General features: G+C 69.2%; 11 protein-coding genes and 1 pseudogene. 1 reads left to right on the top strand and 11 read right to left on the bottom strand.

Annotation, left to right across the window (positions count from 1 at the left end; all coding sequences use genetic code 11):
- Positions 1-86: 86 nt before the first annotated feature.
- From pyk to Q664_RS60280, 3 genes are all read right to left on the bottom strand, one after another.
- Positions 87-1490 (bottom strand): pyruvate kinase, encoded by a 1404-nt coding sequence (gene pyk / locus Q664_RS38835; protein WP_043408014.1) that lies wholly within the window; start codon positions 1488-1490, stop codon positions 87-89.
- A 200-nt stretch (positions 1491-1690) separates the two neighbouring features.
- Positions 1691-2431, bottom strand: coding sequence for a bifunctional nuclease family protein (locus tag Q664_RS38830; protein ID WP_043408011.1), 741 nt, complete (start codon positions 2429-2431; stop codon positions 1691-1693).
- A gap of 121 nt (positions 2432-2552) precedes the next feature.
- Positions 2553-2903 (bottom strand): hypothetical protein, encoded by a 351-nt coding sequence (locus Q664_RS60280; protein ID WP_043408008.1) that lies wholly within the window; start codon positions 2901-2903, stop codon positions 2553-2555.
- Between the two features lie 87 nt (positions 2904-2990).
- On the opposite strand from Q664_RS60280, the gene Q664_RS38820 reads away from it, so the two are divergent.
- Complete coding sequence (locus tag Q664_RS38820) at positions 2991-4811, top strand: AMP-dependent synthetase/ligase (protein WP_235217057.1); 1821 nt, start codon at positions 2991-2993, stop codon at positions 4809-4811.
- Positions 4812-4946: 135 nt separating this feature from the next.
- Here Q664_RS38820 and Q664_RS38815 read toward each other — a convergent pair whose 3' ends face one another.
- The 8 genes and pseudogenes from Q664_RS38815 to Q664_RS38780 form a co-directional block, all read right to left on the bottom strand.
- Positions 4947-6242 carry a citrate synthase gene (locus Q664_RS38815; protein ID WP_043408006.1) on the bottom strand — a complete coding sequence of 432 codons (1296 nt, stop codon included), beginning with the start codon at positions 6240-6242 and terminating at the stop codon, positions 4947-4949.
- 86 nt (positions 6243-6328) lie between these two features.
- A complete protein-coding gene (locus tag Q664_RS38810; protein ID WP_052519197.1) occupies positions 6329-7594 on the bottom strand; it encodes a 3-phosphoshikimate 1-carboxyvinyltransferase in 1266 nt (421 codons plus the stop codon).
- The gene (locus Q664_RS38805; protein ID WP_043407999.1) at positions 7591-8661 is read right to left on the bottom strand and encodes a 3-dehydroquinate synthase; all 1071 of its coding nucleotides are present in this window, start codon (positions 8659-8661) and stop codon (positions 7591-7593) included. Before Q664_RS38805 ends, Q664_RS38810 begins: the two co-directional genes overlap by 4 nt.
- On the bottom strand, positions 8658-9677 hold the full coding sequence (aroC, locus tag Q664_RS38800) for a chorismate synthase (protein WP_043407996.1): 1020 nt from the start codon (positions 9675-9677) through the stop codon (positions 8658-8660). Before aroC ends, Q664_RS38805 begins: the two co-directional genes overlap by 4 nt.
- Positions 9674-10951: a shikimate dehydrogenase gene (locus Q664_RS38795; RefSeq protein WP_043407994.1), complete on the bottom strand. Its 1278-nt coding sequence runs from the start codon at positions 10949-10951 to the stop codon at positions 9674-9676. Before Q664_RS38795 ends, aroC begins: the two co-directional genes overlap by 4 nt.
- Positions 10948-11550: a shikimate kinase gene (locus tag Q664_RS38790; protein WP_043407992.1), complete on the bottom strand. Its 603-nt coding sequence runs from the start codon at positions 11548-11550 to the stop codon at positions 10948-10950. Before Q664_RS38790 ends, Q664_RS38795 begins: the two co-directional genes overlap by 4 nt.
- The gene (ubiE, locus tag Q664_RS38785) at positions 11531-12220 is read right to left on the bottom strand and encodes a bifunctional demethylmenaquinone methyltransferase/2-methoxy-6-polyprenyl-1,4-benzoquinol methylase UbiE (RefSeq protein WP_043407990.1); all 690 of its coding nucleotides are present in this window, start codon (positions 12218-12220) and stop codon (positions 11531-11533) included. The genes Q664_RS38790 and ubiE overlap by 20 nt, the downstream gene beginning before the upstream one ends.
- A pseudogene (locus tag Q664_RS38780) lies at positions 12217-12625 on the bottom strand (3-deoxy-7-phosphoheptulonate synthase); the annotation flags it as partial. The gene ubiE and the pseudogene Q664_RS38780, both read right to left, overlap by 4 nt.

Here is a 12625-nt window from a genome sequence, read left to right as displayed (position 1 = left end):
CGTCCCCTGCGTGTAGACCCTCACCCTGACCCTCTCCCAGAGGGAGAGGGGACATCCACGGGTCCTCGCTCTTCGTCCGGGATGGTTTAGATGCGGTGCACCGACATCATGTTGGTGCGCCCCGGCTCGTTGAGCGGCACGCCCGCCACGATCACCACCGGCGTCCCCACCTTGCAGATGCCCTCGTCGCGGCACAGCCGCCGCACCTGACGCAGCATCGCGTCCGTCGACTGCAACCGGCCCACCTGCAGCGCCTTCACCCCCCAGTAGAGCGCCATCCGGTTCACCGTCTCCGGGTTCGGCGTCAGCGCGATGATCTGCGCCGTCGGCCGGAACTCCGAGATGAGCCGCGCCGTCAGGCCCCGCTCCGTGTACGCCACGATGGTGCCGATCTTCATCTGCTCGGCCGCCGCCACCGCCGCCGCCGCCACGCCCGTGGAGATGTCGTCCTTCGCGTCCGGGAAGGGCGGGTGCTCCAGGTTCCTCACCACCCCGGACTCCGTCTCCTCGACGATCCTCGCCATGGTGGCCACCGCCTGCACCGGGTACTTGCCCGCCGCCGTCTCCCCCGAGAGCATCACCGCGTCCGCCCCATCCAGGATGGCATTGGCCACGTCCGAGACCTCGGCGCGCGTGGGCCTCGCGTTGTTCACCATGCTCTCCAGCATCTCCGTGGCGACGATGACCAGGCCTCCCATCCGGTTCACCGTGGCCACCATCCGCTTCTGAATGGCCGGCAGCTTCTCCAGCGGCATCTCCACGCCCAGGTCGCCTCGCGCCACCATGATGCCGTCCGCCTCGCGCGCGATCGCCTCCAGGTCCGCCACCGCCTGCGGCTTCTCGATCTTCGCGATCAGCGGCGTGTTGAGCTTCGCCACCAACTTGCGCGCTTCCTTGATGTCGTTCGCCGTGCGCACGAAGGAGAGCGCCACGTAGTCCACGCCCACCTCCTGCCCGAACGCCAGATCCTCCGCGTCCTTCTCCGTGATGGTGGGCACCGACACGTGCGCCCCCGGCAGGTTCAGGCCCTTGTGGTCCTTCAGCATCCCGCCCAGTTCCACCATGCAGGTGACGTCCTTGCCCTGCACCTTCTTCACCCTCAGCCGCACCCGCCCGTCATCCAGCAGGATGGGGTGTCCCGGCTCCACGTCCCTGGGCAGCGAGCGGATGGGCGTGGGGATGATGCTCTCGTGCCCCAGCAGCTCCCGCGTCGTCACCACCACCGTCTGGCCCGTCTTCACCTCCAGGCACCCGCCCTCGAACTTGCCCAGGCGGATCTTCGGGCCCTGGATGTCCTGGAGGATCGCCACCGGCATCCCCAGCTTCTTGGAGGCCCGGCGGATCAGATTCACCCGGCGGCGGTGCTGGTCGTGCGAGCCGTGCGAGAAGTTGAGCCGCGCCACGTTCATCCCGGAGCGGATGAGCTCCTCGATGACCTCGGCCGAGTCCGAGGACGGTCCCAGCGTGCAGATGATCTTCGCCTTGCGCATGGGCGCACATCCTAGGCGCCCGGAGCCGCCTTGACAGCTTTGCGTCCTCGGGAATACTTGGCGCCAACGCGGGCGACAGCGACGGCGTCGGCGGAAGCAGTCCTCGGTTTCACGGCTTCGTGCCTACGTCGCGAGAAAGCCCGGCGTCCCTGGAGGGGGGGCCGGGCTTTCGCCTTTGCGGGGTTCCACGGACGTGGGCCCTACAGGCTGATCTCGTCCGTCTTGGGCGCCAGCTTCGGAGCCAGGCCCGGCGGCGGCAGGCCCTGGTGCGGATCCAGGGGCTCCATCTCGAGCGGCTCGTCCATCAGGTGGGGGTCGCCGCTCCCGCCCACGCCCGGGCCGTCTTCGCGCAGTGCGTCGATCTCCTCGCGGCTGATGCCGGCCTCGTCCAGCACCTTGCGCGTCACCATGATGCGCGCCTCGCCATCCAGCGCCATGGCGATGGAGTCCGAGGGTCTCGCGTCCAGCGTCACCTTGCGCTTGCCCTGCTCGAGGAAGACGCGGCCCGTGTAGATGTCATCGCGCAGATCATCGATGCGCACCTCGGTTACCTTGGCGCCCAGCTCCGTCACCACCGAGCCGAGCAGATCCTGCGAGAGCGGCTGTGGCGGCCTCAGGTGTGCCAGCCGGAAGGCGATGGCCACCGCGGCCGACTCGTCCACGAAGATGGGCAACACCAGCGCCCCGTCCTCCGTGGTGAGCACCACCGCGTGCGTCTGCGCCTCGACGAGCGGAATCACGTCCCGCACCTGGAGGCGCACCAACTCCTTACAGGCGGCGGGGTTTCCTCCCTGCTTGGGAACGCAGGCCTCGCTGTCCTTCGGCGCGGCGGTCGCGTGCGCGGGTGGAGCGCCAAAGCCGGGGAGGAAGAGCACTCCCAGGGCGAGCAGCGCGGCGGACAGCGGAGCCAGGACGAAAGCTGCAGGGATGGACGTTTTCACCCTGCAAACGTGTGCATGTGCGTCGGGGGCGGGAGGGCTCCGATTCGTGCCCGCCTGCTCCCCAGCCTCACACCACCCGCCCCCCCGTGAAAAACGTCAGGGCGGGGTAGACGGGCGAGCGTCAGCGCTCGTCCTCGTCCTCGTCGTAGTCCTCCTCGTCCTCGACGTCCTCGTCCTCGTCGAAGTCCAGCTCCTCGTCGTCGGACTCCTCGTCCTCGTCGGATTCCTCGTCCTCGTCGAGCTCGTCCTCCAGGTCCTCGGTTTCCAGCGCGAGCGAGACGGCGAAGCGCTTGCCCAGCGCGGCCACCTGGGTCCTCATCTCGGTGAGCGCCGAGACGAAGTCCTCCTGGATGTTGGTGGGGGCCTTCTGACTGCAATGAGGGCAGGCGAGCTTCTCCGTCCCATCAATGAGATCCTGAACATCCAGCTCGAAGGTGCCCTCGCACTTCTGGCAAGTCAGATCGATCGTCATGTGCGTGGCGCGGAATACATAGGGCTCTGGTGACCTGTCAACGCCCGTGGAGAGCCGCCACCCGGTTTCAGTAGCCTCGGAATCCCAATGGACACTCCCAGGACGATGGTGCATGCGCTCCAGGATCAGGCCAGCCGGCGGCAACACCGTCCGGCGCTGTGGACGCGCAAGGGACGCACGTACGTGCCCACCTCGTGGCACGAATATGCCACCCGGGTGAAGCGCTTCGCCCTGGGCTTGCGCTCGCTGGGCTTCCAGCGGGGAAACACCTTGCCCCTCCTGTCCTTCAACCGCGAGGAGTGGTTGGTGGCGGACCTGGCCGCCATGGCCCTGGGGGGCGTCCCCGTGGGCGTCTACACCACCAGCAGCCCCGAGCAGGTCCAGTACCTCGTGGACCACTGCGAGGCGGGCCACCTGGTGGTGGAGAACGAGCAGCACCTGGCCACCGCCCTCGCCGTGCGCGAGCGGGTGCCCCGGCTGCGCCACATCATCGTCCTGGACCCCCCCGAGGCCCCGCTCCCCAAGGGCGTCCTGAGCTACGCCGAGGTGCTGGCGCGCGGCACCGGCATCGACGAGGGGCCCTATTGGGACGCCGTCAATGACCTCCAGCCCGGGGGGCTCGCCACCCTCATCTACACCTCGGGGACCACCGGCAGCCCCAAGGGCGTGATGATCAGCCACCAGAACCTCGTCTGGACGGCCACGCAGCTCATGCGCGCCACCCGCATGGCCGGGGACGACGAGGTGCTCCTGTCGTACCTGCCCCTGGCCCACATCGCCGAGCAGATGCTCAGCATCCATGCCCCCCTCCTCGTCGGCGCCGAGGTGTACTTCGCGCGCTCCCTGGAGAAGGTTCCGGAGGATCTGCGCGACGCCCGGCCCACCGTCTTCTTCGGAGTGCCCCGCGTCTGGGAGAAGCTCAAGGGCCGGCTGGAGGAGGCCCTCCGCGCGCTGCCCACCGCCCGGCAGGGTGCCGTGGGCTGGGCCCGCGGGGTGGCCGTCCAGCGCAACGCCCTCGTCCTGCGCCACGAGCGCGTGCCGCTGTCCCTGGAGGGCCAGTACCAGCTCGCCCGGCGCACCGTCTTCCCGGCCCTGCTCTCGAAGCTGGGCTTCGACCGCACCCACTTCTTCAGCAGTGGCGCCGCCCCCATTGGCCGCGACGTGCTCGAGTTCTTCGCCTCGCTCGACATCATCATCCGCGAGGTCTACGGCCAGTCCGAAGTGTGTGGGCCCACCACCCTCAATACCCCCGACGCCACGCGCCTGGGCACGCTCGGGCGGCCCCTGCTGGGCGTGGAGCTCCTGATCGCCGATGACGGGGAGATCCTCGTGCGCGGCGGCGGCGTCTGCCAGGGCTACTTCAAGGACCCCGCCGCCACCGCCGAGCTGCTCAAGGACGGTTGGCTGCACTCGGGCGACGTGGGCCACCTCGACTCCGAGGGGTTCCTCCACATCACCGGCCGGAAGCGGGAGATCCTCGTCACCTCCGGCGGCAAGAAGACCGCTCCGGCCCCCATCGAGCTGCTCCTCAAGGCCGTGGCTCCCGTGGGCCATGCGCTCGTGCTCGGCGAGCGCCGCAACTACCTCGTGGCCCTGCTGACCCTGGACCCCGAGCGCAGCCGCGCCCTGGCTCGACAGAATGGTTGGCCCGAGGAGCTCTCCTCACTTGCCGCCGAGCCTCGTCTCCGCCAGCACCTTCACGAGGCCATCGAGCGCGAGGTGAACCCCCGCCTGGCCCGCTTCGAGACCATCAAGCGCTTCGCCGTCCTCGCCGAGGACTTCTCCGTCGCCAACGGCGAATTGACTCCCAGCATGAAGATGCGCCGCCAGGTCATCGAGGCCCGGTACAAGGACCTCATCGACTCCCTGTACTCCGACGAGCCCTCTGTTTCCGCCCGCGCGGGGTAGGGGGCCTCAAACGCCAAGAGGGCCAAGGCGTGGGTCCACTGACCCTCACCCCAGCCCTCTCCCAGAGGGAGAGGGTGCTCGGAACCCGTGGCACCCTCACCCCGTCCCTCTCCCGGTGGGAGAGGGGAAATGGCTCTACTTGCGGTCCTTCATCGCCACGTAGTCGCGGCGCTTGGAGCCCGTGTACACCTGACGCGGACGCGCGATCTTCTGCTCCGAGTCCTTCACCATCTCCTCCCACTGGGTCACCCAACCCACCGTGCGCGGAATGGCGAACAGCACCGGGAACATCTCCACCGGGAAGCCCATCGCCTCGTAGATGAGGCCCGAGTAGAAGTCCACGTTCGGGTACAGCTTGCGCTTCACGAAGTACTCGTCCTGCAGCGCGATCTTCTCCAGCTCCAGCGCGATCTCCAGCAGCGGGTTCTTGCCGGTGATCTCGAAGACCTCGTCCGCCACGCGCTTGATGACCTTCGCGCGCGGATCGTACGACTTGTACACGCGGTGACCGAAGCCCATCAGCTTCTTCTCACCCTCGCCGCCCTTCACCGCCTTGATGAAGTCCGGCACCTTCGACACGTGGCCGATCTCCCGCAGCATGCGCAGCACGGCCTCGTTCGCTCCACCGTGCAGCGGGCCGTACAGCGCCGAGATGCCCGCCGACACCGCCGAGTAGGGATCCACCTCGGAGGAGCCCACCGTGCGCACCGACGTCGTCGAACAGTTCTGCTCGTGGTCCGCGTGCAGGATGAAGAGCACGTCCAGCGCCTTCTCCAGCGTCGGGTGGACCTTGTACGTCGTGGTGCCGATCTTCCGGATCATCGCCAGGAAGTTGCCCACATAGGACAGATCGTTGTCCGGGTAGACGTAGGGCAGGCCCATGCTGTGGCGGTAGGAGAACGCCGCGATGGTGGGCATCTTCGCGATGAGCCGCGTCATCTGGATGCGGCGGCTGCGCTCGTCCTTGGTGTTCTTCGCGTCCGGGTAGAAGCCCGAGAGCGCCGCCACCGTGGAGGACAGCATGGACATGGGGTGCGCGTCGTAGCGGAACCCGTCCATGAAGGACTTGATGTTCTCGTGCACGTACGTGTGGTGCGTGACGAGGTAGTTGAACTCCTCGAGCTGCTTGGGCGTCGGGAGCTCGCCGTTGAGCAGGAGGTAGGCCACCTCGATGAACGACGACTTCTCCGCGAGCTGCTCGATGGGGTAGCCCCGGTACTCGAGGATGCCCTTGTCACCGTCGATGAAGGTGACGGCGCTCTTGCAGTTGGCCGTGTTCAGGAACGCCGGGTCGTAACCCATCAGACCGAAGTCTTCCTCCGAGACCTTGATCTGCCGGAGAGCGTTGGTGCGAATGCAGCCGTTCTCGATCGGGACCTCGTACGTCTTCCCGGTCCGGTTGTCCGTGATGGTCAGCGTGTCCTTTGACATGAGCGGGACTTTTCACATGCGGCGGAGCGCTTTCAACAAAAAAGAACTGCACCCGGGGGGCCGCGTTTCCCCCGGGCATCGCCCGTTCAAGACGTGAGACGAACCCCTGTGCGCTCCAACTGCCGCCAGAAGCCCGGGAAACTCTTCTCCACGCATTCAGGTCCGGTGAGGGAAAGGGGCACACCGGATAGAACAGAGAGCGTAGCCGCGACCATGGCCAGGCGGTGATCCCCCCGGCTGTCCATGGAGAAGCGCGGCGGATGGGAGGTAGGAGGGTGGATTGTCAGGGTCTCGCCCTCCAGGTGGGTGGTGCCTCCAAAAGCGGACACCAGGGTGCGTATTCCCTCCAGCCGGTCGCTTTCCTTGAGGCGCAGCACTCCCACATCCGTGAGGGTGGAGGGGCGCGGCAGCACCAGGGCCAGCGCCGCCAGGGTGGGCAGCAGGTCCGGGCACTCCGTTCCCGAGGCCACCAGCCCGTCCCGGGCCGTCCCCGTCATCCGCAGGGTGTTGGGGCCCGTTCCGGGAACCGCCTTCAGGCCCGCGCGCTCCACCAGCCGCACCAGCGCCTGGTCCGGGTGCGCGCTGTCGAGGTCCGCCCGCTCCACGCTCCCTCCCGTGCGCCAGGAGATGAGCAGCAGGTAACCCAGGGAGGACCAGTCACCCGGCATCGCCGGGGTGCGCTCGGGGGCCCGGTAGTCCGTCACCTCGAAGCGGCCCTCCTGCTCCCGCACGGTGAAGCCGAAGCGGCGCAGCCAGGAGACGGTGAGCTCCAGGTAGCCCGCGCTCGTCAGCGGGCCGATGATCTCCACCCGCCACGGGCGGCGCTCGCGCAGGTACAGGGCCGCGCAGCCCAGCAGCAGGCTGGAGGCGTACTGGCTGCTCTGCGCTCCCGGGACGCGGAACACGGGCTCCCCCGTCCGGTCGGGCGCCTTGATCTCCACCGGCCAGGGGCTGCCCTCCTTCAGCACCAGCCCCGAGGGGCCGAGCGCCTCGCGCAGGGACTCGAAGAGGGGACCATGGGGCCGCTCGCCGAGCCGGGGCGTGCCCGTGATGCGCACGTGCGCACCCGGCGTCACCGCGGCCTGCGTGACGAAGATGCGGAAGGGGGCTCCACCGTCCGCGCAATCCACGTCGCGCACGGTGCCGGGCGGCTGGCGCAGGGTGTTGATGCCCCGGGTCAGCACGCGCACGTCCGCGGCCAGGAAGTCCTCGGGCTCCTCCTGGAGCACGGGCAGGGGCCACGTGCCCGTGAGGTGCGCCAGCACCAGCGCCCGCTGCGCGTCCGACTTGGAGATGGGCGGCGTGAGGACCGCCGGGGTGAGCTGGCTCGAATCGACGTGAATCTGACTCATGGGCGAACTCCTCGGCTCCAGGCCGGCCACAGCGCACGCCACACGTCCGCGGAGACGTCGCGCACCTCGGCGTGGCCCACGTCGGTGAGCAGCACCATCCGCAATTCACCGGCGCTGCCGGTCTTCTTGTCCGCGGCCAGCAGGGCCATCACGTCCTTGATCGCCGCGCCCTCGAGCAGGTCCGCCGTCCGCTCCCGGCCGAGCACTCCCGGCCCCTGGTGCAGCGCGTCCTCCACCCGCCAGGCCACGTCCTCCGGGGTGATGCCCATGGCGCGCCCCACGTCCAGCGCGCACAGCATGCCCAGGCCCACCGCGTCCCCGTGTGACAGCTCGAAGTGCGAGACGCTCTCCAGCACGTGGCCGAAGGTGTGGCCGAAGTTGAGCACCCGGCGCAGGCCCTCGTGCTCGTACGGATCCCTCGCGCAGACGGACTCCTTGAGGCGCCGCGCGTCCTTCACCATCCGCTCCAGCGCGGGAGCCCGGCGCGTGTACGCGCGGAAGAGCTCCTCGTCGAGGCTGGCCACCATCTTCCAGGCCTCGAGCGCGCCCTCTCGAATCTGCGTGTCCGAGAGGCTCTCGTAGAACTCGGGGCACAGCCACGCCTCGTCGGCGTAGTGGAAGACGCCCACCGGGTTCTTCACCACGCGGCCGCGCACGGTCATGTCCACCGCGCCCTTGCCGCCCAGGCTGCTGTCCACCGCCGCCAGCAGCGTGGTGGGCACCTGCACCAGCCGCACGCCCCGCTTCAGCAGGTGCGCGGCCACCGTGGACACGTCGCCGATGGTGCCTCCGCCGATGGCGATCAGCGTGCCCGAGCGCGGCATCGACAGGCCCGCGGCCATCAGTTGTTCCAGGGCCTCGAAGGTCTTCGCGACCTCACCGCCGGTGAGCTGCACGATGGTGTGGGGCTTGCGCGCCTTGAGGGAGGGAATGAGGGTGGGGTGCAGACGGGCCACCCGGCGATCCACGACGGCGAAGCTGCCCTCGGGAAGGGTGGCGCACAGACGCTTGAAGGAGCCCCACCGGTCGGTGGCGTGACGGTAGGCGCCAGGAGAGAGCTGGATCATGCGGAGTGGGGCCGGGCGTTGAGTTGAAGGACGAGGTCCGCCAGCACGAGCGAGACCATGGACTCCAGCACGGGCACGGCGCGCGGCATGATGCAGGGATCATGACGCCCGGACTTCGCGTGCTCCGCGAGCGTGGCGGGAGGTTTGAAGTAGACGCGCACGGCCACGGGCTCGCCATTGGCCAGGCCACCCTGGATGCCGCCGTAGGTGTCCTTCTGCGAGTGGAAGATCTTGCCGGGCTGTTCGATGCGCGAGATCAGATCCGGCGGGCCCCAGATGACGCCGGTGACGGCGCCCACGCTGCCCAGCGCGTGCGCGAGCAGCGACTTCATCTTGCCGAAGATGGGCTCGCCGAGCCCCACGGGGACGCCTTCGACGCGGATGTCGATGCACCCACCGAGGCTGTCTCCGGCCTCCTTGGCGGCGAGGATGCGCTTGGACATCTCCTCGCGGGCCACCGGATCCGGGCAGCGGGTCGGGTGCTCATCCACCATGGCGCGGGTGAGGCCGGGCGCGGGAATGGCGGACGTCAGGTTGCCCACCTGCGACACCCAGGCGACGGTGCGCACCTCGGGAAAGGCCTGGGCGAGGTAGGCCTCGGCCACGGCGCCGCCGATGACGCGGCAGAGCGTCTCCCGGCCGCTGGTGCGCCCACCGCCGCGGTGGTCGCGGTGCTTGAAGCGCTCGCGCCAGACGGCATCGGCGTGGCCGGGACGATCCTCGCTCTTGAGCTTCTCGTAGTCCCCGGAGCGCTGGTTCGTGTTGCGCACGATGGCCGCGATGGGCGTGCCGAGCGTCTTGCCCTCGAAGACACCGGAGAGGATCTCCACCTGATCCGGCTCGGCGCGCGCGGTGACGAGCGCGGACTGGCCGGGACGGCGGCGATCGAGCGCGGCCTGGATGAGTTCGGGCGCGAGGGGAATGCCCGCCGGACAGCCGTCGATGATGGAGCCGAGCGCGGGGCCGTGGCTCTCGCCGAAGGTGGTGAGGCGGAAGAGGGTACCAATCGTATTCATGAAGCGGTCTCCCAGAGGGCTCGCTGCTGTCGGGCCTGGGCGATGAACCAGGCCGCGCCGAGAAGCAGCGGAGTCCCTCCGCGGCGGGTGATTTCCGTGGCGATGCGGCGTGCCGGCGCCCCGTAGGCGATGACGGCGACGCGAGCGCCCTCGAAGCGCAGGGTGTCGGGTGGGGTGATGCGATCCGGCCAGGTCCAGATGCCAGGACCGGAGAGCGGGCCGGAGATCTCCGCACGGCGCAGGAAGCGGAGCTGACAGCCCATTTCGGTGCCCACGACGCGGATGGCGGCGCTGGCACCCCCGTCACCGAGGACGAACACGTCCCGGGCTCCGAGCCGCTCGAGGACGGAGCGAGCGCCGGCGGTGTCGGTGTTGAAGGACTCCCAGCGATCGCGGCGGCGGACGAGGGTGTTGATGGCGTCGAGCGGCGAGCCGGTGTGCCGGGCGAGGCGGATCTTGAAGGGGCTGGTGACGGCGAAGCCGCGGTAGTGGGGGAGGAGGGCGTCGACGAGGGCCTCGACGGGAGCATCCTCGGGGATGTCGATGCGATCGAAGGGCTGGCGGTGGATGCGAGGCGAGCGCGAGTGGACGATCGAGGTCCCCAGGATCGCCAACCTGCTCAATTTCCCCTCGCCCTCCGGGAGAGGGACGGGGTGAGGGTATCTCGCTTCCCGGGTTGCATCCGCGAGCAACCGCTGTCCCGGAGCGGCCTTCCAATCACCGCCCACGGCGACGTAATCGAGCACATTGCCTCGAGCGAGCACCGCGCGCACGGGAAGCGCCGTGGGCCCCATCGCGAGAACGGTGACCCGCCCGTCACCAAAGCGCGCCTTCAGCCGGGCCTGGGTCTCCAGCAGCACGGAGATCCGCTCGCGGGACTCCACGCCGAGCGGCTCGATGTGCTTCACCAGGGAGCCACTCGGAAGCGCCACGTCCCACAGACGAAGGGCCTCCTCGGTGGACAGGGGCCGCTCGGCGTGGTGCGAGGCCAGCAGCTTCCCGGCCGGAGCGGCCAGATCCCCGGCATGAACGACATCCCGATCCACCCACCGGGCGGCGGCCACCCACGCGGGAGGCAGCGCCGTACCGCGCTCGGACACGAGCAGCTCCATCACGCCCGCGAGCGCCGCGGCATCCACCGCGTCGGCGGAATGCAGATCCGTGCGCACCTCCAGCACCTCGGCGCCCCGGCTCCGGGCCTCGGTGGCGAAGCGCAGGGCATCGGGGCCGCGGAGGCTCGGAGGGAGGGTGACGACACGACGGGCCGGCGTCATGACGGGCTCCCGGAGGAAGCGAAGGCGCGCAGGAAATCGGCGAGGCCCACGGTGGGGACGGCGGCGTGGAGCACCTGGCGCTGGTGGTAGATGGAGTGCAGCTCCTCCTCCAGGGACATACCGGGCCGCAGCCGGGGGCGCGTTTTGTCGGCGAGGAGCCGTTCGCGGTACGTCTCGAAGGAGATGGGCACGAGCAGGGTGTAGCAGGACTGGAGCGCTTCCGGGTGATGCGAGAGGAAGCCACCGCCCAGGGCGACGACGGAGCCGCGAGGCAGCTGCAGGAACAGGCCGCGCTCCGCCTCGCGGAAGCCGTTGGTGTCCTGCGCCACCCAATCGCGAAGGCTGCGGCCCGAGCGGCGCTCGAGCTCGACATCCAGATCCACTCCCTGCTTGTCCAGCAGGGCGCTCACCAGGGGAAGCAGACGCGTCTTGCCCGCGGAGCGATGCCCGGCGATGGCCACCGTCTGCCCGGGCGTGGGCAGGAGCTGGGGACCGGGCCGGGCGAGCTCTTCCCTCAGCGCTGGCGAGAGCCGTGGATCCACGGCTCCGAGGATGCGCTGGACGAGTTGGTGCTTCTGCTCAGCGGACGGTCCCGACATAAACGTAAGATGTCCCGAACGTCATCGGATGGGCCACCCTTTCTTTGTAGGAGTCGGATTGCTCCATCAGTGAGAGGAACTTCTCACCAGCCGGGAAAGCGGCGGAGGTCCGAGGAAGGTACTCGTAGGCCGCCCGGTTGCCGGTGAGCAGGCCACCGATGGTGGGCATGATCACCTTGCTGTAGAGGCGGAACAGGCCGCCGAAGAGGCCCGTGGGCTGGCCGAACTCGAGCACCACCACGCGGCCGCCGGGGCGCACCACCCGGGCCATCTCCTTCAGGCACTTCACCGGGTCATCCACGTTGCGGATGCCGAAGGCGATGGAGGCCACGTCGAAGCTGGCGTCCGCGAAGGGCAGCGCCATGGCATCGGCCACCTGGAACTCCACCGGGAGCCCCTCGCGGGCGGCCTTGGCCGGAGCGTGATCCAACATCTCCTTGCAGAAGTCGGTGCCCACCACCCGGCCCGAGGCGCCCACCTTTCGCTTGAAGGCCAGCGCCAGATCTCCGGTGCCGGTGGCGCAGTCGAGGACGGCACTGCCCTCCCGCGCGCCACTGAGCCGCACGGCCGCGCGCCGCCACAGCCGGTGGATACCAAGGGAGAGGACCTCGTTCGTCACGTCGTACCGCGTGGCGATGGAGGAGAACATCCGCTGGACTTCGGCGCTCATCGAGCCCCCGCGACCTGGGCCGGGAGCTCCGGCATCCACAGGTGACGATCCATGGCGGCCAGCACACCCGGCAGTCGCCGCATCAGTTGTTGGAATCGCTCCGGTGTGAGCGCCTGCTGCCCGTCACACAGGGCCTGCTCGGGCCGGGGATGCACCTCGATGATCAGCCCGTCCGCCCCGGCCGCCGCCGCCGCCAGCGCCATGGGCTGGATGAGCTCCGGCTCGCCCGTGGCGTGCGAAGGATCCACGATGACCGGCAGGTGCGTCCGCTGCTTCGCCAACGCCACCGCCGCCAGATCCAACGTGTTGCGCGTGGCCGTCTCGAAGGTGCGGATGCCACGCTCGCAGAGGATGACCTGATCGTTGCCACCGTCGAGCACGTACTCGGCAGCCAGCAGCCACTCC

The organism is Archangium violaceum Cb vi76, from assembly GCF_000733295.1.
Classification (GTDB): domain Bacteria; phylum Myxococcota; class Myxococcia; order Myxococcales; family Myxococcaceae; genus Archangium; species Archangium violaceum.
The sequence above is the reverse complement of the archived record's forward strand: the minus strand, read 5'-3'. Positions and strand labels throughout refer to the sequence as shown.